Origin of the sequence: Pseudomonas sp. UV AK001 (assembly GCF_046097675.1) — a bacterium.
Classification (GTDB): Bacteria; Pseudomonadota; Gammaproteobacteria; order Pseudomonadales; family Pseudomonadaceae; genus Aquipseudomonas; species Aquipseudomonas kribbensis.
This window is the reverse complement of sequence record NZ_JBJUVZ010000012.1, coordinates 41,396-64,903: the sequence shown is the minus strand read 5'-3', so window position 1 is coordinate 64,903 and position 23,508 is coordinate 41,396. Positions and strand designations below refer to the sequence as shown.

The following is a 23,508-nucleotide window of genomic DNA, read 5'->3' as shown; positions in this document are numbered from 1 at the left end:
ACTGAAATTCTGCTTTGTGTTTTGAATAAAGCTTTTGAATAAAAAGAATGGAGTTGTACCGATGAAAATGTTTGGCAGGACTCTGCTGACACTGTCCTTATTGGGCGCAATCGCCACGGGCGCCCAGGCCAACGACAAGGTGCTGCGCGTTTACAACTGGTCGGACTACATCGCCCCGGACACCGTCAAGAAGTTCGAGGACGAGACCGGCATCCGCGTGACCTACGATGTGTTCGACAGCAACGAAACCCTCGAGGCGCGCCTGCTAGCGGGTAAATCCGGCTACGACATCGTGGTGCCGTCCAACAGTTTCCTGGCCAAGCAGATCAAGGCCGGGGTCTACCAGACCCTGGACAAATCGAAGCTGCCAAACTGGAAGAATCTCAACCCGGTGCTGCTGAAAAACGCCTCCGCCAGCGATCCGGGCAACGCCCATGCGTTCCCGTACATGTGGGGCTCGATCGGCATCGGTTTCAACCCGGCCAAGGTCAAGGAAGTGCTCGGCAAGAACGCGCCGACCAATTCCTGGGACCTATTGTTCAAACCGGAAAACGCCGAGAAGCTCAAGGCTTGCGGCATCAGTTTCCTCGACTCGCCGACCGAAATGATCCCGGCGGCCCTGCACTATCTGGGCTATCCGGTGAACGACAAGGACACCGCGCACATCAAGGAAGCCGAAGCGCTGTTCATGAAGATTCGCCCGAACGTGGCGTACTTCCATTCGTCGAAATACATCTCGGACCTGGCCAACGGCAACATCTGCGTGGCGGTCGGTTACTCCGGTGACGTGCTGCAGGCCAAGGCCCGCGCGGTGGAATCGGGCAACAACGTGGTGATCGACTACAGCATTCCCAAGGAAGGTGCCGGCAGCTTCTACGACATGGTCGCCATCCCGCGCGATGCGGCGAACGTCGAGAACGCTTACCTGTTCATGGACTTCCTGATGCGTCCGGACATCATCGCCGAGATCACCAACAGCAACGGCTACAGCAACGCCAACGCCGCCGCCACGCCACTGGTGGACGAAGCGATCCGCAACGACCCGGGCTCGTACCCGTCGCAGGAAGTGATGGCCACGCTGTACGCGGTGCCGGACCAGCCGATTGCCACGCAACGGATCATGACCCGGGGCTGGACCCGGGTAAAACTCGGCAAATAAACACACATCGATTTCCCGTTCACGCAGCGCCTTACCACCGCTGCACCCTCGCTCTGAACGGCCTCACCTGGCCTCCCTCGGTTCAGGTGAATTCAGGCGCCCTCGGGCGCCTTTTTTTGTGGGCTCAGGTCAGCGGCCAATCCTGAACAATTCGATAACGGCCCTTGTGGGATTCGAACAGCGCAAAGCGTTCGGCCCGCAGGAAGAACTCCGGCGGCGTGGCGGACTCCGGTTCCGGAGCGCGATAGTCCCGGGCCAGCGTCAGGTGCGGACGATACTCCCGCGTCGCCTCTTCAAATCCGAACGGCAGCATCGCCTGCTCCAGTCCGTAAACCAGTCGCAATAAACCCGCAGGTGCCTGCTCCGGTGCCAGCGACAACACCCCGGCGCGATGCCAGACCTGCAACCGGTCCAGTGAAATCCTCAACGCCTCGCCCGGCGTGCGCACTTTGGACGCCGCCTCACAGACTTCGCCAATCTGCGCCAACGGCACTGCGCCGAGAAACAGCAACGTCAGGTGAAAGTTGTCCGCTGGCACCGGTTTGCCGGCACGCAAACCCAGTTCGCTGCGCCACTGGGCAATCGCCTTGCGCTGTGCCGGCGGGCAGTCCAGGGCAAAGAACAGCCGCTTGAACGGTTGATCCCCGCGTGTTTCGTACGTCATGGCCACGCTCCTTCGTTCGTCGAGACCCCTGGATTCTACACGCCCGTTTCTGGCGACTCTCGGCATGGGGTTTATAGTTCAACGATTGCCATCAACCGGAGGACGTCATGCGCGAGATCCTCAGCAAAGAACCCTGGTGGGCTCGGCCACCGAATCCCGGACAGGATGAAAGCGAACTGGAATGGGGCTGGCTAGTGCATTACAGCGAGGGAGAACCGCGTTTCGAATTCGTGCGCGAGCGGCCGACGGACGAGCAGATTCGTAACCGCAAAGGCTGCCGGATCACCCCGTCGGCGGAGTGATCCGGCTGTTCTGCCTCAAGACTCGAGAACGTTCTTGAAGCCACCGAAAATCATCCGCATCCCATCGAACGGCATCGGATTGACGTCCGGCTGCATACGCGGGTCTTCCATCATTTTGCCCATACCGGCGTCGCGGGTGGCCTTGTCCGGCCAGACCAGCCAGCCGGCCGACACGGTTTCGCCTTCCTTGAGTTTCACCGCCATCGGGAATGAGGTGACCTTGCCGTCCGGCACGTCATCACCCCAGCCTTGAACCACCTCCAGAGCGCCGTATTCCTTGAACAGCTTCTCGGCGATTTCGCAGTGTTTTTTGTACTGTTCGCGATTGGCGTTCGGAACGGGTGCGACAAAAACATCGATGTAAGCCATGGTCGTGCTCCTGCGGGTTTAGGGATTGATCTGCTGAGTAGTCGACTCAGGCGGATGCCATTCGACAGGTGTGGCGCCCAATCCGACCGACGGTTCCTCTGCTCCCCCGAGATTGCCTTCGACCTGCGCCGCCATGTGCAGCGTGCCGGCCATCACGCCGGTCGTCGGGTTCTGTACCAGTTTCAGCCAGGCCTTGTCGAACGTGTTGCCCAGGCTGCTGCGGATCAGTGCTTCGCTGTCCGGGCGATCATTGGCCTGAAGGATGGCGCGGATGCCCGCCACGCCGACCGAGATCACTCCGCCGACAAGTTTGCCGGCCGCCGCCGCCACCGCGCTGGCCGCGCCCCGGGGTGCCATCTCCGCCTCCATGCGCTGGCTGGCACGCTTGGCCACCGGGGCCATGCCGGCATCGGTCGAGGCGATGCCCTTGGCCCCGCCTTCGGTGTGGATCTTGTCGATCAGCGCGGCATAGGCCGGCAAGGTGTTCAACGGCTCGGTGCTGACGACCTGATACAGCGAGGCATCGCGGGCCGGTGGCGGGCCGAGGGCGATGGCGGGGATTTTCTGCAAATGCCCGTTGAGCTGCGCGACCGGCACGCCGTAGCGCTGGGCGATGACCGGCATCTGCTGCGCCATCAGTTGCGCGTAGAACGCGGTGGACTGGGCGAGGATCGCGTCCGGGTCGATCTCCTGAGCCACCGGCGCCAGCACTCGCTCCTGATATTGCTCCAGCAAATAGGCAGCCAGGCGCTTGGACGAAGCATCCTGCTCCCCCCCGGCGCTGAGGGTGTACCAGCTGACCTTCATCGACAGCCATTCCTGGGTCCAGTAGCTGCTGAACCACGGGATGAATTTTTCTTCAGTTTGCTCATAGACCCGAATGCGCCAATGTTCCATCGAACCGCGGGCAAAAGCCTTGACCTGTTCGGTGGACTGCCGGGAAGCCACAACGATATCCCGGTCGATCTGCTGCCAGGTGGCCGGCGAAACCACCACCGCTGGCGCGCTTGCCGGGCCCCGCGCCGAACTCGCGCAACCGGCCAGCAACATCAGTGCGGCGACGATCAGCGCACGCAGGTTCACGGTGGCGGTGTCCTTTGGTGGGTCAGATCTGGAGGTAACGACTTGAGTATAGGTGCGGGTTTCAGCCGTTTGTCCGGTTGTATCGATCCTCGATCCGGGCGCGGGATTTCAGCTTTTGTTCCAACCATCACTGACGTCGATGATCACCATTACGACGATTGCCTTCCGCATCAGACGCGTCCGGCGCAGGATTCACCCATCCGAGACACACACCACGAGGAGTTCACATCATGAGTCATACCGTCACCCTCGCCGTGAGCTTCCCGGTCTTCGGCAACAACTATTACGACCAGCACGTGGTGTCGCTGAAGACACAGCCGCTGGTGTTCAACGAAGATTTCGAAGATCTGCTGATGCCCGCCGCGAGCAATCACTTCAGCAATGAAGTGGTGGGCCTCAACGATCAGTTCCGTTTTCTGAGCGACATACTCGCCACCCATTTGCTGGACATCGAGGCCTCCGTGCCTGCGCGATCCAGCGTCCGGGCGAACGCTCATTTTTAATGCCAAGGGGCGTTCCCGTGAGGGAACGCCCCTTTTTGCTCATTACTGGTCGTCGTTATCGCCGCGATGGTAGCGACGCCCGTCTCGACGGTCATAGTCGCGATCATCCCAACGCCGGTCATGGTCGTAATAACGGCCATGATCGCGGTCGTAATGCCGGCCATGGCGGTAGTCATCATCAAAGTCCGCCACACAACCGCCCAGCAGTACGGCGGCAGAAACAGTCAGCAACAGGCTTGTTGCACGCATCATTCAGAATTTCCCTAAAACCAAGGTCTTGACGACGGAAGTGGTCAGCGCGGTGCGCGCAGCCGCGTTTTCGACCGGGGAAAACACCGATGATTCACTGACGCTCCATGACCGTTGATCGTCTTGTTTGCCTCTGTTCGGGACGCGGGGTGCGAGAGCAAACATCCGACAAAACCTTTTCCTCTCCCCCGCGGTCACTCCTAGAACAGACCAAGACTGGCAACCACGCCGGCATGCGTGCGGGTCATTCGCGACCCGCCGACCTGATCAGAGGAAGCCCAGCCATGAACGATCATCCGCCATCGGGGATGTCCCGACGCCGGTTCCTGATTCTCGGCGCCGTGACAGCGACAGCCTTTGCGCTGCCGCCCTTCATCAGCCTCAAGGCCTATGCGGCCAGTCTGGAGCAACCGGCCATGAGCAAAGTGACGCTTGAAGTCAACGGCACGCCGCAGGCCCTTGATATCGACACCCGCACCACGCTGCTCGACGCCCTGCGCGAACACCTGCACCTGACCGGCAGCAAAAAAGGCTGCGACCACGGCCAGTGCGGCGCCTGCACGGTGATCGTCGATGGCCGGCGGATCAATTCGTGTCTGACCCTGGCGGTGATGCAGGACGGCGCCAAGGTCACCACCATCGAAGGCCTCGGCATGCCGGACCACCTGCATCCGATGCAAGCGGCGTTCATCAAGCATGACGGTTATCAGTGCGGTTATTGCACGCCGGGGCAGATCTGCTCGGCGGTGGCGGTGCTCAAGGAAATCCGCGACGGCATTCCCAGCCACGCCAGCCCCAGTCTGACCGAACCGCCGCAACTGATCGCCAGCGAGTTGCAGGAGCGCATGAGCGGCAACATCTGCCGTTGCGGCGCCTACTCCAACATCATCGAAGCCATCAGCGAAGTCGCGGAGGTCTCGGCATGAGAGCGTTCAATTACAGTCGCGCCGATTCCCCCGCCGCAGCCGCTGCCCAAGCGGCGCAAACGCAAGGCGCGCGATTCATCGCCGGCGGCACCAACTTGCTGGACTTGATGAAGCTCGATATCGAAACGCCGCCGCAGTTGATCGACGTCAATCATCTGGGACTCGACAGGATCGAAGCGACCGACGACGGCGGCTTGCGCATCGGCGCGCTGGTACGTAACACCGACCTGGCCGCCGACCCGCGTGTGCGCAAAGACTACGCCCTGCTTTCGCGGGCCCTGCTTGCCGGGGCCTCTGGGCAGTTGCGCAACATGGCAACCACCGCCGGCAACCTGCTGCAACGCACCCGCTGCCCGTACTTCTACGACACCAATCAGGCCTGCAACAAACGCAATCCCGGCAGTGGTTGCGCAGCGATTGGCGGGGTCACCCGACAGCTGGGGATCATCGGCGTCAGCGACGCGTGCATCGCCACTCACCCCAGCGACATGGCGATTGCCCTACGGGCGCTGGATGCGCAGATCGAAACCCTCAAACCCGATGGCAGCCCCCGGCGCATCGCCATGGCCGATTTCCACTCATTGCCCGGCAGCACGCCGCATATCGAAACCGCGCTTACGCCCGGCGAATTGATCACCGGCGTTACCCTGCCCGCCCCGGTTGGCGGCACCCACGTCTATCACAAGGTGCGGGATCGCTCGTCCTATGCCTTCGCGCTGATGTCTGTCGGATTGATTCTGCAAAAGGACGGCAGCGGCCGCGTCGCCGTCGGTGGAGTTGCCCCGAAACCCTGGCGGGTCGAGGCCGCAGAAGCGCTGCTGCCCCAAGGTGCGAAAGCCGTCAGTGCACGCCTGCTCGACGGTGCCACGCCTACCCATGACAACCAGTTCAAGGTAACGCTGGTGGAGCGCACGCTCGCCTCGGTGCTGGCCCAAGCGAGGGACGAAGCATGAAATTCGACACGCCCGCCGCGACCAATCCGATTGACCAGTTGAAGGTCATCGGCAAACCCACCGACCGCATCGAAGGCCCGCTGAAAACCAGCGGTCAGGCGCCTTACGCCTACGAACAACATGAAGCAGTGAAAAATCAGGCTTACGGCGTCATGGTCGGTGCGGCCATCGCCAAGGGTCGCATCACCCGCATGGATCTGGACGAGGCCCACGCCGCCCCCGGCGTGCTGGCCATCGTCACCGCCGCCAATGCCGGCAAACTCGGCAAGGGCAAATACAACGCCGCGCACCTGCTGGCCGGCCCCGAGGTGCAGCACTATCACCAGGCTGTGGCGCTGGTGGTCGCAGAAACCTTCGAACAGGCACGGGCCGCCGCGCAGCTTGTGCACGTCGAGTACGCGACGGATAAAGGCCAGTTCGATCTGGCCGCCGTACGCGATCAGGGCAAGGAGCCGAAGGCAGAACTGCCGGACGTCAAACACGGCGATTTCGCCACGGCATTCGCTGCCGCCCCGGTGCAGTTCGACCAGACCTACAGCACCCCGGACCAATCCCACGCGATGATGGAACCCCACGCGACACTCGCCGCGTGGCAAGGCGATCATCTGACCCTGTGGACCTCGAATCAGATGATCGCCTGGAGCGTCGGCGACGTCGCCACCACCCTCGGCCTGCCCAAAGAGAAAGTGCGATTGATTTCGCCCTACATCGGCGGCGGTTTCGGCGGCAAGCTGTTCATCCGCGCCGACTCGATCCTCGCCGCCCTCGGCGCGCGCCTGGCCAACCGCCCGGTGAAAGTCGCCCTCGCCCGCCCGCAAATTGCCAACAACACCACCCACCGCCCGGCCACCATCCAGCGCATCCGCATGGGCGCCACGGCGGACGGCAAACTCACCGCCATCGCCCATGAAGGCTGGTCGGGCAACCTGGCCGAGGGCAAGGTCGAAGTCGCCGCGCAGCCGAGCCAACTGCTCTACGCCGGGGAAAACCGACTGGTGAGCATGCGCCTCGCACCGCTGGATCTGCCAGAAGGCAACGCCATGCGCGCCCCCGGCGAAACCCCGGGGTTGATGGTGCTGGAGATCGCCATGGACGAGATGGCGGAAAAGCTCAAGCTCGACCCGATCCAGTTCCGCATCCTCAACGACACCCAGGTCGATCCGGTGAAAACCGAGCGACCCTTCTCCCAGCGACGCCTGATCGAATGCCTGCAAACCGGCGCCGAACACTTCGGCTGGGACAAGCGCAATGCAACGCCCGGCACCCGTCGCGAAGGTCGCTGGCTGATCGGCATGGGCGTGGCGGCGGCGATTCGCAACAACCTGCTGGTGAAATCCGGCGCCCGCGTGCGGCTGGAGCGCGACGGCAAGATCACCGTGGAAACCGACATGACCGATATCGGCACCGGCAGCTACACCATCATCGCCCAGACTGCCGCCGAGATGATGGGCGTGGGCCTGGAGGATGTGGTGGTGCATCTGGGGGATTCGAGTTTTCCGGTGTCGTCCGGCTCCGGTGGCCAGTTCGGCGCCAATTGCTCGACCGCCGGGGTCTACGGCGCGTGCATGAAACTGCGCGAAGCGGTGACGGCAAAACTGGGCATGACCGAGGGTGACGCAGTGTTCGCCGATGGCCAGGTGCAGCTCGGCAACAAACAGGTGCCGTTGCGCAACGCCGCGCAAAACGGGGCGGTTGAAGCCGAGGACAGCATCGAATTCGCCGACCTCGCCAAGCAGTATCAGCAGTCGACGTTCGGTGCGCATTTCGTTGAAGTCGCGGTCGATGCCGCGACCGGTGAAGTACGTGTGCGACGCATGCTCGCGGTCTGCGCTGCCGGGCGGATTCTCAACCCGAAATCCGCCCGCAGCCAGGTGATCGGCGCGATGACCATGGGCGTAGGGGCAGCGCTGATGGAAGAGCTGTCGGTGGACAAACGCCTGGGCTTTTTCGTCAATCACGACCTGGCCGGCTATGAAGTGCCGGTGCACGCCGACATCCCGCATCAGGAGGTGATTTTCCTCGATGAAACCGACCCGATCTCTTCGCCGATGAAGGCCAAGGGCGTGGGCGAACTGGGCATCTGCGGGGTCAGCGCGGCGGTGGCGAATGCGATCTACAACGCCACTGGTGCGCGGGTGCGGGAGTATCCGATTACCTTGGACAAAATTCTCGATTCGCTGCCGCCGATGATCTGAATCCGCTCGCGCACCAGCATGGGGTGCTAGTGCGCTATTCACTCCTCCGAGAGAAATTACCCGACCAACGCAATCAACTGCTGCCGCTGCGCATCCGTCAGCATCGGCCCGAATCCGGCGCCGGCGTTGTCGGCCATATAACGCGGATTGCCGGTGCCGGGGATTACGCAGGTCACTGCCGTGTTCGAGAGCAAAAACTTCAGCGCCAGTTGCGGCCAGCTGTTGACCTGCACGTCCGACACCCAGCCCGGCAGGGGTTTGCCCTTGAGCCGGGCCAGCAAACCGCCGCCGCCAAACGGTCGATTGCAGATCACCGCCACACCCCGTTCACGACACAACGGCAGGATGCGTTTTTCCACGCCACGGTCATCGAGGGCGTAATTGATTTGCAGGAAGTCGAGCGGTTCGGCCTTCAACACGGCTTCCACTTCCTCGTAGGCCGAAGGCGTGTAATGGGTGATGCCGATGTAGCGGATGCGGCCCTGTTCCTTCCATTCGCGCAGGGTCGGCAGATGAGTTTGCCAGTCCAGCAGGTTATGGATCTGCATCAGGTCGATGCGATCGGTGCGCAGCAGGCGAAAGGAGTTTTCCATCTGCGCGATGCCCTCCTCGCGCCCGCGAGTCCACACCTTGGTCGCCAGAAACGCCGGTGAACGGGGTTCGTGGATCGACAGCAGTTCGCCGGTGGTTTCTTCGGCGCGGCCATACATGGGGGAACTGTCGATCAGCGTGCCGCCCTTTCTGAACAGCTCGTCGAGCACCGCCGGCAATTGCTTATAGGCCGGTTCGCCGGGCGCGACGTCGAAGCCGCGATAGGTGCCCAGCCCTACCAACGGCAGCAGCTCGGAGCTGGAAGGGATGGCGCGGGTCTGCATGGTCTGGCCTCCTGGGGCACTCGACGACGTGGCGGCAGCCAACGCCCGGTCAAACGTGAAAACGGTCGCTACCCCCGCCGCCAGCTCGAGCAGACGGCGGCGGGAATAGCCCTCAGTGTGGCTCATGCTGGCTTCTCTGTCGGGTGGATCTGTTGCACCTTGTGTGCGGCGGCGGTCACCGGGGAAGGCTCAACTACACTGCATGGGCGAACCCTCACGCCCCGTTAAAGTTAGTCGAATGTCCAGAATCCTGATGTCACTCGTCGCTTTGCTGCTGGCCCTGTACCTGATCCTGTGTGCAGCGCTGTTCGTGTTCCAGCGCTCGCTGATCTATTTTCCGCGGTCGGGCTCAATGGATTCGGCGGAATCGCGGATGACCCTGACCATGCCCGATGCGGACATCCGCGTCAGTGCCCGCGAACATTCCGGGGCGCGGGCGTTGATCTATTTCGGTGGCAATGCCGAGGACGTCTCGCGCAATCTGCCGGCCTTTGCCGAGGCATTTCCCGACTACGCGATCTACCTGCTGCACTATCGCGGTTTTGGCGGCAGCGGCGGTTCGCCGTCCGAAGAGGCGATTGCCCGGGACGCCCTGGGGTTGTTCGATCAGGTGTTTTCCAGGCATCCGCAGATCGCCCTGATCGGACGCAGCCTCGGTTCCGGCGTCGCGGTGCGGCTGGCCAGTCAGCGGCCGGTGACCCGGCTGATTCTGGTCACACCCTACAACAGCCTCCAGGAACTCGCCGTCCGGCATTACCCGTGGGTGCCGGTGAAATGGCTGCTCAAGGAGCGTTACGAATCGGGCAAATACGCCGAGCATATCCGTGCGCCGACCCTGCTGCTGGCGGCGAGCGATGACGAGGTGGTGCCACGGGGCAGCAGCGAACGCCTGCTGCGCAATTTCCCGGATGGCGTAGCGACTCTGAAAGAGGTGCCGGAGGCGACGCACAATTCGATTTCCGAACGCCCGCAATACCTGCAATGGATGAAGGAAGTGTTGAACCGGTGAGCGGCCACTGCGCAGTTCGTCGGCGTCCGGACAAAGCCATGGGCGCCCCGTGAACCAAGTGCAGAAAGGCCAGTCCTACTCGCGCCGCATTCGCGGTTAACTCCCTGTCAGCGCTGTCTTTTTTCAGAGTCCTGCGTCCCATGCGCCACGCCGTTCGTTCGTCTCGCTTCGTATCGCTGTGCCTGTTGATCCTCTCCCCACTGCTTGCCCCCTCCGCCCATGCCGGCGCGGAACGACAACTGGCGGCCGCCATCAATGACCTGCGCGCCCATCCGCAACGCTGTGACCGACGCGCGGCACAACGCCTGGCACCGCTGGCGCTCAAGCAGAATATTGCGTTGCCCATCGGCTATGGCTACGGCGGCGGGTTGCGCGAGCAGTTGAAGTCTTCCGGCTATGCGGCGGTGGCCGTGCGCAGCATCCGCATTGTCGGGGCCGAAGATGCCGAAGAGGCGTTCGATCAATTGCAGGACGAACATTGCAACGCACTGATCGATGCGCAGTACGCCGACATCGGCATCAGCCGCGCCCGCAGTGAATGGCAAGTGGTGCTGGCGCGGCCGGTGATCGACAGTCGCATGGGCGACAACCGCAGCGTCGGCAAGGCCCTGCTGGCGCAAGTCAACGCCGCCCGCGCCCGGCCCCGGATGTGCGGACGCCAGCGTTTCGCCGCTGCCCGCCCCTTGAGCTGGAACCCGTCCCTCGGCGCCGCTGCCCAGGGCCACAGCAAGGCCATGGCCTACGGCAACTACTTCGCTCACCAGGACCCGGACGGCGACATGCCTGCAGACCGTGCCCGATCCGCCGGCTACCGTGGGCGGCAGATCGGCGAGAACATCGCTGCCGGGCAAAGCTCTCCTGGCAGCGCGATGGCCGGCTGGCTCGCCAGCCCCGGGCACTGCGCCAACCTGATGAACCCGATGTTCACCCAGGTCGGCGCCGGTTTTGCAAGTGATGCCCGCAGTGACAACGGTGTGTACTGGACGATGCTGTTCGGCGCGCCTTGAGCATTCACTTCGGCCGGCGCACCGCCCGTACGCTGCTGGAGTCCCCACCGCCACAGTAGAAGCGTTCACCGCCATCGGCCTCCAGTCCCGAGACGCCGATGCCGCTGGGCAACGCGAGGCTTTCCAGCACCTCGCCGTTGCCCGGATCGACACGCCGGATCTCGCTTTCATTGCCCTCCCACGTCCCATGCCACAGCGCACCGTCAACCCAGGTCACGCCGGTGACAAAACGGTTGGACTCCAGCGTGCGGAGGATCTTGCCGGTCTGCGGGTCGATCTGATGGATCTTGCGCTCGCGATACTGCCCGACCCAAAGCGTGCCCTCGGCCCAGGCCATCCCCGAGTCGCCACCGCCGCCGGGAGCTGCGATGGTATGGAGCACCTTGCCGGTTGCCGGATCGATCTTGTGGATACGCCGGTCGGCAATCTGATACAGATGCTTGCCGTCGAACGCGGTGCCGCCATCGGCCCCGATCTTGATCGTGCGCACGGTTTCGCCGCTGGCCGGGTCCAGCGCATTGAGCTGGCCGTCGCTGGCGAACCAGACCTGCTGGCCGTCGAAGGTCACACCATGGACGCCGTGGATGCCTTCGAACGGGCCGTATTCACGAAGAATTTCTGCGTTTGCCTGTTTCATGCCGGTTGCCTCGTTGAGTGGTGAGTCCAGCCTAGCCATTGCCCAACGACACCGGGAGTAACAAGATCGTCGCGAAACCCGGCACCGGCGGAGTCAGCCAGCGTCGCGCACGGCCGACACCGAATGCCTGAACCTTGCCTTGCGCGGCCAGGGTTTCCAGGGCCCGTTGTATCTGGCGCTGACTGCTGCCCAACGCAAGCGCCAGTGCCGAACTCGACCACGCCTCGCCGTCCGCAAGCAGGGCCAGCAGTGCCGCGTGCTTGTCTTCGAGGGGTAACGTCAGCAGCGCCACGTCTTGCGCAACCAGCGCATAGCCACGGGAAGTCGCGGTGATTCCGGCCAACGGTTTCAGTGCGGCGCGCAGCCGGCCGATCTCGACCCGCAAACGGACTCGGTGAGATTCATCATCGAGTTTCAAACGAAAGGCCCTGGCGATCAGCATCTCTCGGGGAACATCCCCGGGCCAGGCTTCGGCGAGCAGTTGCAGCAGATTGAACAACACCGGTCGGGTTGCCAGCGCCACCGTCATGCCGGCACCGCGCACGCTGTAGCGACAGGCATCCACCACCAGCGTCGCAGACGCAAACAAGGCTTCGACCTGTGCAAGTGTCACCGTTTTCACGTCACCCGCAATGCGCAATCGGGCGGCGGAAGCGTCGAGGGTTTGCCGGGCGTGTTCGATCTCCGCCTGCAGCGCCGGAATATCGGCCAGCTGCGCCGCCCGTTGCGCACGCTCCAGCGCCGATTGCGCCCTGTGCGCCTGCACACGCCGCAGCGCGATCCCGGCTGACATCAGTTCATGGGCGGCGCGCAAGGCCGGGGGCAACGCTGCAGGTTCCTGTTCATCGAGCAGCGCGTCAGCCTCATTCAACTGCCCGATCAACAACAACCGACGAATCTGCAGATAGCGTGCGTGCGCTGCATTGAGCCGGTCACCGTGATCCTGCAAGACCTGCCGCGCCGCCTCCAGCGCCTTCACCGGCCAGCCCAGATCCCGCGCCGCCAGCGCCACTTCCGCCTCGGCCACCACGCAACGCGCCCGGGACAACGGCTCATTGGCGCCGAACGCTTTTACCGCGCGTTGCAGCAATGCCTTTGCCCGCACCATGTCACCGAGCTGGGCCATGGCGATTCCGCGTAAGGCCAGGGCGGGAGGGTCTTCGCGCAGAGCCACGAAATTCAGCGCCGCCAACGGGTCACCCGCCGCCAGGGCGCGGCCGGCGGCGTTGATCAGCGAGTCCATGGAGGGTTCGACATGGCAAGGCTTCCGGTATCAGATCGTGGGTGGAGTCTAATACCGAATGCGGTTTTGTCGGGATGCTCGTGTGACTGCGTGCTCAGTCGAGGATGGCGGCGTTTTTGAGCAACGCCTGCAAACCGACAGGCACCAGCGGTGATTGCTCAGTGTAACTTGAGTTGTCCTGCCAACTTGCGGTGAACGGGGCGCCGTCGCTTTCGTGACCGACGATCTGCGATTGCTCGTAGACCTGCGCGTCGTCAAAGCGGGCGTCATACACCTGAACCATTTCATGCCCCGGTTTGCCGTTGTAGACGAAGAGGCTTTCAAGCGTCCCGAGCAGCCGCAGGTCCTTCATTGAAAGGCCCAACTCTTCCTGCACCTCGCGCACGATGGCCTCGCGACTGGTTTCACCAAATTCGATGCCACCGCCGATGGGACGGTAGAAGGTTTGGTCTGCGACCGGGTCGTGAAACCGGTTAACCAGAATCTTGCCGTTGTGCTGAAAGACACACAGTGCAAGTGCGCGAATACGCTGCTCAGCCATGGGGGGAAATCCGTTTGCAAGGTGAAAGGCCCGGCATTAGATCACACGCCCCAGAGGCGCTGCTTCAGGTAATCTGCGGTGGTTTGAAAGGGAATACAGCCAATCACGGAGTCGATTATTTGAAACGTCTAGCCTGCTATCTGCTTCTGCCCCTGCTCTCGGCCTGTAGCACGGGCCCTTACCTGAATCCGCAATCGACTGTCGGTCAGAACGCGTTGCTGATCAGAACGTGCCCCGGCCCTCACCAGGCAATGAGCTACACGACCAAGTCAGAAGAGCTCGATTGGGTGCATCTGTTGGTCTATGCAGCGCTGCCGGGGACGCCGACCAGGCCTGATTATCATCACAGCACCGATACCGAAGTGCGCATGTACGCGTATCTTTATACGCCCCCGTACATGCGTAACCTGAATACACCGGAACAGTGGAAAACCGCCTACAGCACGCCCGAACCGGCCCTGTGGATCAGCGCGGCTTCGCCAATGGCCACCGTGCAACTGGCCAATGGCAAGTCCTACCAGGTCACCATCGAACGCTTGAAAACCGGTTTCGACCCGCGTGAAAAAGGGCTGGATCTATATTCCCCCGGAACACCCCTGGGCAGCGGCGAAATGGACGATTTCATCCTGACGCTGCCGGAGCTCTTCCTGAACGGCGAGAAAATCCCGACAGCGCCGATCCATTTCAAAAAGCATGAAGAGCGTTACATGCCGGTACTCAACTGCTGATCGTCAGACCGGAGAAATCGTCGCCAGAACGCCGATCATGATGGTCAACACGAGAAAGCCGCCGAGGAAAAACGCCATCTTAGCCATGAAGGCCTCCTGAATACTGAATGTCCGGCGCACCGGGCGCTTCGGAATGAAGCGCGTCGCGTATGGCCGAACCGCAGGGCTATTTTGGTCGCTTGACTGAGACGGTTACAGATGCAGATCCAACAGGAAAAAGCGGATCAGATGGATTCGGCACGTGCATGTGTCGATATTCAGACCGGTACAGAGGGTTTCCATTGCGCCGCTTTGATCTAGAGTCATGGGCGCCGCGCCAAGAACAACAAAAAATACAGGAGTGAAACCATGTCCGAACTGAACCTGCACCCCAACGCCGCCGAGTCCCTGAACCGCTGGCACGACATGATCCGTACCGGCGATCTGAAGGCCCTGCCCGAGCTGCTCGATCCGCAAGCCGTGTTCCGCTCGCCGATGGCCCACACGCCTTACCCCGGCGCACCGGTGGTCTCGATGATCCTCAACACCGTGTTCAACGTATTCGAAGACTTCAAATACCACCGAGAGCTGGCGACAGCGGATGGCTTGAACGTGGTGCTGGAATTCAGCGCGAAGGTCGGGGCGAAAGAGCTGAAAGGCATCGACATGATCCGCTTCGATGAACAGGGGAAGATTGTTGAATTCGAGGTGATGGTGCGGCCGTTGAGCGGGTTGCAGGCGTTGGGGGAAGAGATGGGACGGCGGCTTGGGGCTTATCTGGCCAACGCCAAAGCCTGAAATCCGGACACAAAAAAGCCCACTGACCGTCACCGGTTCAGTGGGCTTTGTGTGTCAGGCTTCTAAATTAGAGAGCCATGTCACGTGCAGCGCTTTCCTTCGGAGCCTGTGGCTTTTCAGCCGAAGCAGGTGCCGCCGCAGGTGCAGCCTGGCCAATCGCCGGAGGCGTAGGCAGTTGCAGGATCTTGGCGGTGTAGGCCCACTCTTCGGCCACTTTGGCCGGATCGTTGTTCAGCTGGGTGCCGTAGCTTGGAACGATCTGGTGCAGCTTGGCTTGCCACTCAGGGGTAGCGACCTTGTCCTTGAAGACTTTCTGCAGCACGCTCAGCATGATCGGTGCAGCGGTCGATGCGCCTGGGGATGCGCCCAGCAGACCGGCGATGGAGCCGTCTTTCGAAGCCACAATTTCGGTGCCCAGTTTCAGCACGCCGCCAGCGGCTTCATCACGCTTGATGATCTGCACGCGCTGGCCGGCTTGCCACAGGCGCCAGTCTTCGGCTTTCGCGTTCGGGAAGTATTCCTTCAGCGCGTTCATGCGGTCTTCATCCGACAGCATCAGTTGACCGGCCAGGTACTCGACCAGCGGGTATTCCTTGATGCCCACCTTGGTCATAGGCCAGATGTTGTGGGTGGTGGTGCTGGTCAGCAGGTCCAGGTACGAACCTTCTTTCAGGAACTTGGTGCTGAAAGTCGCGAACGGGCCAAACAGGATGACGCGCTTGCCGTCCAGGACACGGGTGTCCAGGTGCGGAACGGACATCGGAGGCGCGCCAACGGATGCTTTACCGTAGGCCTTCGCCAGGTGCTGCTCGGCGATGGCCGGGTTATCGGTCACCAGGAACGAGCCGCCTACCGGGAAGCCAGCGTATTCCTTGGCTTCTTCGATACCGGACTTCTGCAGCAGGTGCAGGGCACCGCCGCCGGCGCCGATGAACACGAACTTGGCGTCGGTTTCAGTCTTGGTGCCGTCTTTCAGGTTCTTGTAGCTGACGCGCCAGGTGCCATCGGCGTTCTTGGTGATGTCCTGTACTTCGCTCGACAGTTTCAGATCGAAGTTAGGTTTGGTCTGCAGGTAACCGGCAAACTGGCGGGTGATTTCGCCGAAGTTCATGTCGGTACCCAGCGGGCTCCAGGTGGCCGCGATTTTCTGGTTCGGGTCACGCCCTTCCATCATCAGCGGGACCCACTTCTTGATCACGGCCGGGTCTTCGGAGTACTGCATGCCGGCGAACAGCGGGCTCGCCTGCAGGGCTTCGTAGCGTTTTTTCAGGAACTTGATGTTGTCATCGCCCCACACGAAGCTCATGTGCGGAGTGGTGTTGATGAACGAGCGAGGGTTCTTCAGAACGCCTTGCTGAACCTGCCAGGCCCAGAACTGACGGGAAACCTGGAACGCTTCGTTGATCTCGACGGCTTTCGGGATCGTTACGTTGCCTTTGTCGTCTTCCGGGGTGTAGTTCAGCTCGGCCAGGGCGGAGTGACCGGTACCGGCGTTGTTCCAGCCGTTGGAGCTTTCCAGGGCGACGCCGTCGAGGCGCTCGACCATTTCCATCGACCAGCTCGGTTCCAGCTCATTGATCCACACACCCAGAGTGGTGCTCATGATGCCGCCGCCGATCAGCAGGACGTCGACTTTCTTTGCTTCTGCGGCATTGGCGGAAGACATCCCCATCGCCAAAGCCAGCCCCAGCAAGGCTGTGTTCACTTTTTTAAACATCTGTTGCACCTATGATAAAACGCCTTCCGCCCGCCGCTGTTGTGCGTATGCGTTCCCCTTTTTTCGCGACACTCAGGCCAGCGTCGCGGGTTCCGGCACACTTCAATTTTGACGGGTGGGCACACAAGGCCGACAGGCTGCGTCGACCTCAGTTATATGTCCCTTCTGAACTGACTTTTTATCATTATTGGCTTCAGCTACTTGAGCGACAGGGGTTCGGTCGGCTCGCCAAAAAGCGCGCCAGACTGAATTAGGTCAAACCAAGTGGCGCGAAGAATATCACGTCAGGGCAAACCCGCGCGTCTGTTCCCGACTTGATGGTCTTTATCCGCCCAGAGACTTATCGGCGGCCAATCGCCGAACATGACGCCGGCAATGCCTCTGGCTGAAGCCTTTCAGCGATTTGACTGCCCTTTCCCCGCTCGCCTGCGGCCTTGCAGTTGTTACAAATGAGGTTGACGGCACCCGGCTCACAGCCTGAATCGATCCACCGACTGCGCCAGCCGCCCCGCCAGATTCGACAACTCGTCCGTCGTATTCGCCGTCTCGCCGATCACCTTACTGTTGCCTTCCGACATGCCGGCGATCATTTCCACCTGATGGGCGATTTCGTTGCTGGCCTGGCTCTGTTCGCCGATGGTGCGGGTAATGTCGTTGACCAGTTGCGTGGTGTTCAGGGTGGCGTCGAGGATTTCGCGAATGGCCCGTTCGACATCGGCGGTGACCGCCATGCCCTTGTCGACCTGGGCCACGCCCGCCTCCATGCTGCTGACCGCCTCGCGGGTGCTGTTCTGGATGCGCGCGACCATCGCGGCGATTTCCTGGGTCGAGGCACTGGTGCGGGCGGCAAGACTGCGCACTTCATCGGCAACCACGGCAAAACCCCTGCCCTGCTCACCGGCCCGCGCCGCCTCGATAGCCGCATTGAGCGCCAGAAGATTTGTCTGGTCGGCGATGCTCTTGATCACCTGAATGATGTTGAAAATGCCTTCGGACTCATGGTCCAGGGTGCGGATCACCTGTGCCGACTGCTGGGCAGACCGGGCGATGTCGTCCATGTCGCTGACCACCTGATGGATCACCTGCCCGCCATTCTTGGCCAGTGACTCGGCCTGATTCGCCATGCTCAGGGCCCGCTCGGCGTGGCGGGTGATTTCCTCGATGCTGGCGGTCATCTGGCTCGCGGCCGCGGCCATGGTGCCGGCAGCGGTGCTTTGTTGCTGGCTGCTATCGGCCACCCGATGGCAGCCGTGGCTCAGTTGTTCGCTCATGCCGCTGACACCATGGGCATTGCGTCGCACCACGTCGATCATGTCCCGCAGGTCGCGCTGCATGGTCGCCAGCGTGCGGATCAGCGTGCTGGCCTCATCCTTGCCGGTAGGCTCGGCGATCGGCTCGCTGAGGTTGCCATGAGCAATGCTTTCAGCAATGCGGCTGGCGGTTTTCAGCGGGCCGGTGATGCTCAGAATCACCCAGCGTCCCTGCACCAACAGCATTAAAAGGCTGGCGATCAGCACGATGCCCAGGGCGATGTTGGCGTTGCGGATCGCCGCTTCGGTGCCCTGGCTGGTTTGCCGGGTGTTGGTTTCGATCAATTCGCTCAGAGACGCCATCTGTTCTTCGAGCTGGCTGAACGCAGCGTTGAAGGTGCCGAGTTCCTGTTGTGCCGTGTCGGGGTTGTCCAGCGCCAGCCCGACAATCCGCTCGCCCGCGTTGATGTAAGTGTCGAGGCTTGGCTTGATCTGCTCCAGCGCGGCCCGGATCGTGGCGTCGAGCGGCAGTTTCAGGTTTTCGCCTAGCACCTCGCGAAAATGCCCGGCGTGTTCTTCGACAGAACTGCGCACTTCGTCCGCCGTGCCGGTGCTTTTGCCCAGCCCTACCAGCATGGCCGAGTAGACATCGGCGCGCAGGGCGTCGTGCATCATGTCGGCTTCCATGTGATTACGCAGTGCGCTCATGCTCACCGCGTTGGCACTGACTGCCGACGCCATCCGCTGGTTGCCGACGTAACTGACCAGGCTCACGATCAACGCCGTCAGCAGGCTGGTCGCGATCAGCAATACCAAACGCAGTTTGATCGACACGTTGATTTCCTCCCTGGTCGCGCCGCACAGCGCTTTCAAAGCTTCAGTTAAGCCTATTTCCGCGAACCCGCCGGGTTAGAGCGTCTCAAGGTATGTCGTCACATCCGGTAAAAAAGAATTCTGTGCGGCAGTTATCGGTTTGCAGCCCCGAGAACTTGTTCCGGCGCATGGAACTCCCGAGCCACGCCGCACCTCTCACATTATGTGGTACTTCCTTTTCGCTTTACGCTGCTGGAGGAACACCGTCATGCGTCGTTTATTACTCGTTTCGTCTCTTGTGCTCTGCCTGCCTTTTGGCTCGGCCTTCGCCCGCGTGGATGCGGGGGATGTCGCCACTTCGGCCGGTGTTTCCGCGTCGCTGTATTCCACCTTCAAGGATCACAAAATGGTGATTCCGGCCCGTGACGACCTGTCCGCATTCGTCGCCAGCGGCGGAGCCATCCGTGGCGCGTATCTGGAATCGGCGCTGCAACAGGTTCGTCAGGAAAACCCGGGCTTGAACGCCAGCGATGAAGAACTGGCCAATGCGATCCTGGTCCACTACGAAGGCCTGTCGCAGTAACAGCCGCACGCTCGACGACGGTGGCTGACGGATTTGCCACCTCTGCGTTCTGCCGATGGACGGCAGCCGGGCGACCATGGGCAAAACCGTCGAACGGCCTCTATGATGGAGGCCATGACGATTGCCGCCCCGATTCGCTCCCCCTGCCCGCCCGGCGCCTGCATCTGCGGGCGCGATCCGTTGCTGGAAATGCCCGGCGCGGATCTGCGCATACTCTTGCTCACGCGGCAGGAGGAAAAGCGCCTGCTCGAACGCCTGGAAAACCTGCAAAGCCTGGCTGACCTCGAACGCCTGCAACAGCGGATGTTCGAACAGTTGGGGATTCGCATGGCCATCGCCCCGGGCTTCAACGAAGTGCGGACCATGCGTGGCATCGCCATCGAAATCGACGAACTGCCGGGGATGTGTCGCAAGACTCGGCAGGCGATCCCGGCTGCCATTCGCCGCGGGCTGGAAAAACACCCGGAAATCGCCTTCGAACTGCTCAACGCCCACGACTTGCTGCGCGACGCCTGATCACGTTTTCAGGCCGACCCGCTTGCGCATTTCGGCGGTAATGCTCTGGCGGGTTTTCTTCATGTCCGCCCAAGGCTCATCGCCGACGTCCGCCAGCCGTTCGTGGACGTTATGAATATTCCACTGATTGCCACCCTTGATCGCCTTCACTTCATCGACAAACAGCGGCACCGACACCGGCAGCCCTTCGCGGGTCCGCGCGGCGTAAGCACAAATCGTGGTGGCGCCGAGCCCGTTGCGCAGGTAATCAATGAAGATCCGCCCCACACGGTTCTTCGGTCCGGACACCGCCGAAAATCGCTCCGGCAACTGTTTGGCCATGTGACTGACGATCGCATGGCTGAAATCCTTGACCTCGTCCCAACCGTGCTTGCGAATCAGCGGCACCACCAGATGGATGCCCTTGCCGCCGCTGGTCTTGAGGAATGCCCGCAAACCCAGTTCATCCAGCACGGTCAGGGTCAGGGCGGTGGCTTCGACCATGCTTTTCCAGGGCAGCGCCGGATCGGGGTCAAGGTCGAGAACGAAGCGGTCGGGTTTTTCCAGATCCACCGTGGTGGCGTTCCAGGTGTGCAGTTCGACGGTGCTCATCTGCACCGCACCAATCAGCGACTCGGCGTTGTTAATCAGCATCACCGGCTGGCCGGTGACCTGCTTGTCCAGCGTACGAATGTCGGGGATCGCCAGGTGTTCGGCGTTCTTCTGGAAGAACAATTCGCCAGCGATACCGTCCGGCGCCCGCACCAGCGCCACGGGCCGATCCTTGAGCTGCGGCAGGATCCACTCGGCGACGCTGGCGTAATACTCGGCCAGTTGCATCTTGGTAGTGCCGTTGCTGGCGTCGATCACCCGGTCGGGGTGGGTGATCCGCACCTTGCCGTCGGCCAGGCCGGATTGAGACGGCGCGTTAGCTTGAGCCTTTGAGGTTTTCATGGGTTTGGCGCGCTCCTCGGTGATGTCCTTGGCCGGTTTGTCATCGCGCAGACCATGGAACACGGCATGGCGCACCGAACCCTCGCGAGTCATTTCGGCAAACGCCACCTCGGCCAGCAAACTCGGTTTAAGCCAGTGCACACCCTTGGCCTCGAAACTACTGGGCGGGTTGACCAGCGCAGTCTTTTTCGCCCGCAACGGTTTGAGCCGGGCAAGCACTGTTTTCAGGGTGGCCTCGTTGAAGCCGGTGCCAACCTTCCCGGCATAACGCAACTCTCCGCTGTCGCGATCGTGCAGACCCAGCAACAAAGCACCAAAGGCGCTCCGCGAACCTTTCGGATCGGTGTAACCGACGATCACGAATTCCTGGCGATGCTTGCACTTGAGCTTGATCCAGTCGCTGCTGCGCCGTGACACATAGGGCGAGCCAAGACGTTTGCCGATCAAGCCCTCCATCTGCATCTGGCAGGCGCTGTTGAGCAAGGCCTCCGGGGTTTCGTCGAAGGCTTCGGAGAAGCGCAGCATCGGACTCTTGTGCGCCTTCAATATCGTGGCCAGCGCCGCGCGCCGCTCTTCCACCGGGACTTCGCGCAGGTCGACACCGTTGAGGTAAGGCAGGTCGAACAGGTAATAAAGGATGTCGCTGTTGCGGCTGTCGTCGAAGGCGTTCTGCAATGCCTGAAAATCCGGAATGCCGTTTTCGTCGGCAACCACCACTTCACCGTCAAGCCACGCCGACTCAAGCCCCAGCGCCGCGAGTGCCTGGGCCTGCTCCGGCAGTTTGTGCGTCCAGTCATGGCCGTTACGGGTGAACAGTTGCACCGTTTCATGATCGATGCGCGCCATGATCCGGTAGCCATCGAATTTGATTTCGTAGCTCCAGTCCCCTGCCGGAGCACTGTCTACCAACGTCGCCAATTGCGGTTTCAACTGTGCGGGGATTCGCGCCTTGTGCGCCCCGACCAGCTTGCCCGAGGCAGGTTTGCGCGCTGGCTGCTTCAGTGGTTTGACCTGTCTGGCGTCGAGCTTCGGTTTGTCGACGAGGGTGCGTTCGCTGAGCACGCTGTCCGGCTCGGCGACCAGCACGTCGTAATCGCTTTGCGGCCGGGCGGCGCTGTCCTGGTGCTTGATCAGAAACCACTGTTCCTGCTTACCCGGCATGTGGGTGCGCACCAGATTCCACACCCCGCCAAGCTTCTCGCCCTGCAGCTCGAACTTGAGCTTGCCCTTGGCGTAGGCCTTCTGCGGGTCCTCCAGCGGAATCCACACGCCGCGATCCCAGACGATGACATCTCCTGCGCCGTAATGCCCCTCGGGGATGTGGCCTTCGAAGGTGGCGTAATCCAGCGGGTGGTCTTCGACATGCACCGCCAGGCGCTTGACCTTGGGATCCAGCGAAGGGCCCTTGGGCACCGCCCAGCTCTTGAGTGCACCGTCCAGTTCCAGGCGAAAGTCGTAATGCAGGTGCGAGGCGTCATGCTTCTGGATGCAGAACTGCAACGCGTGATCGGCGCCAGTCTTTTTGCCCCGGCGCTTGACCGCTGCCGGTTCCGAGGTCGCCGAGAAGTCGCGCATGCGGTTGTAGTCGTCGAGGTTCCTGTTCATGGCGGCTCCGGCTGCAGTCTGGTGCTGTTATGCAGAAGAGCGACGCCTGCCCGGAAAAATTCAATCGACGTAAAAAAGCCCCGGACGGATGGAAACGTCCGGGGCCCGGGTGTTGAGGTGTTTCAGGCGGTGCCTTTGGCCTGTTGTTCCAGATGCACCTGCAACTCGGGATTGATCTGCAAGGCCGCCGCCAGTTCATCCAGGTAATTGCGCTCGGCGTCCTGCTGGTCGTCCACCAGCATCACACTGGCGATATACATTTCGGCGGCCACCGCCGGATCGTTGTTCGCGGCTTGCGCAACTTCCCGGGCATCGAGAGGTTTGGCAACTTCAGCGTCCAGCCATTGCTGCAGGTCCGGGTCGTCGGTGTGGCGACCGATTTCGCTGCCGATCAGCTTTTTCTCTGACTCGTCGATCCGCCCGTCGGCCTTGGCCGCCGCGATCAGTGCGCGCAATACCGCGTGGCTGTGTTCCTCGACCTGCGGGCCGGCCAGCAGGTCCGCGGTCTGCGGTGTCTGCTGCGGCGCCGCCGACGCCTGACTGCGTTGCCAGGCTTGATAGGCCTGGAACGCCATCATGCCCAGCGAAGCCAGGGCTGCGTAGTTGGTGCCGCCGGAGCGACTTTGCGTTCCACCGCCAAGCGCCCCGCCCCCCAAACCGCCGCCACCGAGCAATCCGCCGAGCAGCCCGCCCAGACCACCGAGTCCGCCGGCAGGCGCACCGCCGCCGCTGGTGCCACCGCCACCGAGCAGGCCGCCCAGCAAACCGCCGAGCCCGCCAAGGCCATCACCGGACGAAGCGCCGCTTTGTTGTTGTCCCGCCGAGGCCTGGCCTCGCAGCAGTTGTTCGAGCAGATCACTGGTGTTCATGA

24 protein-coding genes and 1 pseudogene are annotated in these 23,508 nt (G+C 62.0%); 12 read left to right on the top strand and 13 right to left on the bottom strand.

The window, feature by feature from the left end:
- The first annotated feature begins 61 nt into the window (after nt 1-61).
- Complete coding sequence (locus tag ACKLNA_RS26370) at nt 62-1,159, top strand: polyamine ABC transporter substrate-binding protein (protein WP_085708656.1); 1,098 nt, start codon at nt 62-64, stop codon at nt 1,157-1,159.
- Between the two features lie 124 nt (nt 1,160-1,283).
- On the opposite strand, the gene thpR is transcribed toward ACKLNA_RS26370, so the two are convergent.
- Nucleotides 1,284-1,823 carry an RNA 2',3'-cyclic phosphodiesterase gene (thpR, locus tag ACKLNA_RS26365; protein ID WP_408987581.1) on the bottom strand — a complete coding sequence of 180 codons (540 nt, stop codon included), beginning with the start codon at nt 1,821-1,823 and terminating at the stop codon, nt 1,284-1,286.
- A gap of 107 nt (nt 1,824-1,930) precedes the next feature.
- Here thpR and ACKLNA_RS26360 point away from each other — a divergent pair, with 107 nt between their 5' ends.
- A complete protein-coding gene (locus ACKLNA_RS26360; RefSeq protein WP_007957125.1) occupies nt 1,931-2,125 on the top strand; it encodes a hypothetical protein in 195 nt (64 codons plus the stop codon).
- Between the two features lie 15 nt (nt 2,126-2,140).
- Here ACKLNA_RS26360 and ACKLNA_RS26355 read toward each other — a convergent pair whose 3' ends face one another.
- Together ACKLNA_RS26355 and ACKLNA_RS26350 are read right to left on the bottom strand one after the other, a co-directional pair.
- Nucleotides 2,141-2,494 carry a DUF1428 domain-containing protein gene (locus ACKLNA_RS26355; protein ID WP_408987580.1) on the bottom strand — a complete coding sequence of 118 codons (354 nt, stop codon included), beginning with the start codon at nt 2,492-2,494 and terminating at the stop codon, nt 2,141-2,143.
- Between the two features lie 18 nt (nt 2,495-2,512).
- Entirely contained in the window at nt 2,513-3,577 is a 1,065-nt protein-coding gene (locus ACKLNA_RS26350) for a hypothetical protein (protein ID WP_408987579.1), read from the bottom strand.
- Between the two features lie 230 nt (nt 3,578-3,807).
- Between ACKLNA_RS26350 and ACKLNA_RS26345 the strand changes: the two genes are divergently transcribed.
- Nucleotides 3,808-4,080 carry a hypothetical protein gene (locus ACKLNA_RS26345; protein WP_096822863.1) on the top strand — a complete coding sequence of 91 codons (273 nt, stop codon included), beginning with the start codon at nt 3,808-3,810 and terminating at the stop codon, nt 4,078-4,080.
- Nucleotides 4,081-4,122: 42 nt separating this feature from the next.
- Here ACKLNA_RS26345 and ACKLNA_RS26340 read toward each other — a convergent pair whose 3' ends face one another.
- Nucleotides 4,123-4,332, bottom strand: a complete 210-nt coding sequence (locus ACKLNA_RS26340) for a hypothetical protein (protein WP_085708661.1) — start codon at nt 4,330-4,332, stop codon at nt 4,123-4,125.
- 281 nt (nt 4,333-4,613) lie between these two features.
- Between ACKLNA_RS26340 and paoA the strand changes: the two genes are divergently transcribed.
- From paoA to paoC, 3 genes are read left to right on the top strand one after another with little or no spacing between them, the layout of a single operon-like run.
- Entirely contained in the window at nt 4,614-5,255 is a 642-nt protein-coding gene (gene paoA / locus ACKLNA_RS26335; RefSeq protein ID WP_085708662.1) for an aldehyde dehydrogenase iron-sulfur subunit PaoA, read from the top strand.
- On the top strand, nt 5,252-6,208 hold the full coding sequence (locus ACKLNA_RS26330; protein ID WP_408987578.1) for an FAD binding domain-containing protein: 957 nt from the start codon (nt 5,252-5,254) through the stop codon (nt 6,206-6,208). The genes paoA and ACKLNA_RS26330 overlap by 4 nt, the downstream gene beginning before the upstream one ends.
- Nucleotides 6,205-8,403, top strand: coding sequence for an aldehyde oxidoreductase molybdenum-binding subunit PaoC (gene paoC, locus ACKLNA_RS26325; protein WP_408987577.1), 2,199 nt, complete (start codon nt 6,205-6,207; stop codon nt 8,401-8,403). The genes ACKLNA_RS26330 and paoC overlap by 4 nt, the downstream gene beginning before the upstream one ends.
- A gap of 56 nt (nt 8,404-8,459) precedes the next feature.
- On the opposite strand, the gene ACKLNA_RS26320 is transcribed toward paoC, so the two are convergent.
- Complete coding sequence (locus tag ACKLNA_RS26320; protein WP_408987576.1) at nt 8,460-9,404, bottom strand: aldo/keto reductase; 945 nt, start codon at nt 9,402-9,404, stop codon at nt 8,460-8,462.
- Between the two features lie 112 nt (nt 9,405-9,516).
- Here ACKLNA_RS26320 and ACKLNA_RS26315 point away from each other — a divergent pair, with 112 nt between their 5' ends.
- Both ACKLNA_RS26315 and ACKLNA_RS26310 read left to right on the top strand, forming a co-directional pair.
- The gene (locus tag ACKLNA_RS26315) at nt 9,517-10,287 is read left to right on the top strand and encodes an alpha/beta hydrolase (RefSeq protein ID WP_408987575.1); all 771 of its coding nucleotides are present in this window, start codon (nt 9,517-9,519) and stop codon (nt 10,285-10,287) included.
- Between the two features lie 140 nt (nt 10,288-10,427).
- Nucleotides 10,428-11,294 carry a CAP domain-containing protein gene (locus ACKLNA_RS26310; protein WP_408987574.1) on the top strand — a complete coding sequence of 289 codons (867 nt, stop codon included), beginning with the start codon at nt 10,428-10,430 and terminating at the stop codon, nt 11,292-11,294.
- A 4-nt stretch (nt 11,295-11,298) separates the two neighbouring features.
- Here ACKLNA_RS26310 and ACKLNA_RS26305 read toward each other — a convergent pair whose 3' ends face one another.
- The 3 genes from ACKLNA_RS26305 to ACKLNA_RS26295 all read right to left on the bottom strand — a co-directional run bounded on the left by ACKLNA_RS26305 (nt 11,299) and on the right by ACKLNA_RS26295 (nt 13,715).
- Nucleotides 11,299-11,931, bottom strand: coding sequence for a glutamine cyclotransferase (locus ACKLNA_RS26305; protein ID WP_408987573.1), 633 nt, complete (start codon nt 11,929-11,931; stop codon nt 11,299-11,301).
- A 31-nt stretch (nt 11,932-11,962) separates the two neighbouring features.
- A complete protein-coding gene (locus ACKLNA_RS26300) occupies nt 11,963-13,174 on the bottom strand; it encodes a helix-turn-helix domain-containing protein (RefSeq protein WP_408987572.1) in 1,212 nt (403 codons plus the stop codon).
- 94 nt (nt 13,175-13,268) lie between these two features.
- The gene (locus ACKLNA_RS26295; RefSeq protein ID WP_408987571.1) at nt 13,269-13,715 is read right to left on the bottom strand and encodes an NUDIX hydrolase; all 447 of its coding nucleotides are present in this window, start codon (nt 13,713-13,715) and stop codon (nt 13,269-13,271) included.
- Nucleotides 13,716-13,966: 251 nt separating this feature from the next.
- Here ACKLNA_RS26295 and ACKLNA_RS26290 point away from each other — a divergent pair, with 251 nt between their 5' ends.
- Both ACKLNA_RS26290 and ACKLNA_RS26285 read left to right on the top strand, forming a co-directional pair.
- Complete coding sequence (locus tag ACKLNA_RS26290) at nt 13,967-14,443, top strand: hypothetical protein (protein ID WP_408987570.1); 477 nt, start codon at nt 13,967-13,969, stop codon at nt 14,441-14,443.
- Between the two features lie 348 nt (nt 14,444-14,791).
- A complete protein-coding gene (locus ACKLNA_RS26285) occupies nt 14,792-15,220 on the top strand; it encodes a nuclear transport factor 2 family protein (protein WP_408987569.1) in 429 nt (142 codons plus the stop codon).
- 67 nt (nt 15,221-15,287) lie between these two features.
- On the opposite strand, the gene mqo is transcribed toward ACKLNA_RS26285, so the two are convergent.
- The 3 genes and pseudogenes from mqo to ACKLNA_RS26270 form a co-directional block, all read right to left on the bottom strand.
- Nucleotides 15,288-16,937, bottom strand: a complete 1,650-nt coding sequence (mqo, locus tag ACKLNA_RS26280; RefSeq protein WP_085708677.1) for a malate dehydrogenase (quinone) — start codon at nt 16,935-16,937, stop codon at nt 15,288-15,290.
- 470 nt (nt 16,938-17,407) lie between these two features.
- The gene (locus ACKLNA_RS26275) at nt 17,408-18,133 is read right to left on the bottom strand and encodes a methyl-accepting chemotaxis protein (protein WP_371856525.1); all 726 of its coding nucleotides are present in this window, start codon (nt 18,131-18,133) and stop codon (nt 17,408-17,410) included.
- 129 nt (nt 18,134-18,262) lie between these two features.
- Nucleotides 18,263-19,021 (bottom strand): annotated as a pseudogene (locus tag ACKLNA_RS26270) (MCP four helix bundle domain-containing protein); the annotation flags it as partial.
- Between the two features lie 247 nt (nt 19,022-19,268).
- Here ACKLNA_RS26270 and ACKLNA_RS26265 point away from each other — a divergent pair.
- Both ACKLNA_RS26265 and ACKLNA_RS26260 read left to right on the top strand, forming a co-directional pair.
- Nucleotides 19,269-19,583, top strand: coding sequence for a DUF2388 domain-containing protein (locus tag ACKLNA_RS26265; protein WP_114882220.1), 315 nt, complete (start codon nt 19,269-19,271; stop codon nt 19,581-19,583).
- A gap of 114 nt (nt 19,584-19,697) precedes the next feature.
- Nucleotides 19,698-20,099, top strand: a complete 402-nt coding sequence (locus ACKLNA_RS26260; protein ID WP_408987568.1) for a hypothetical protein — start codon at nt 19,698-19,700, stop codon at nt 20,097-20,099.
- Here the strand turns inward: ACKLNA_RS26260 and ligD are convergent, their stop codons facing one another.
- Both ligD and ACKLNA_RS26250 read right to left on the bottom strand, forming a co-directional pair.
- Entirely contained in the window at nt 20,100-22,637 is a 2,538-nt protein-coding gene (ligD, locus tag ACKLNA_RS26255; protein WP_408987567.1) for a DNA ligase D, read from the bottom strand.
- 122 nt (nt 22,638-22,759) lie between these two features.
- A complete protein-coding gene (locus tag ACKLNA_RS26250) occupies nt 22,760-23,506 on the bottom strand; it encodes a tellurite resistance TerB family protein (RefSeq protein ID WP_408987566.1) in 747 nt (248 codons plus the stop codon).
- Nucleotides 23,507-23,508 lie beyond the last annotated feature (2 nt).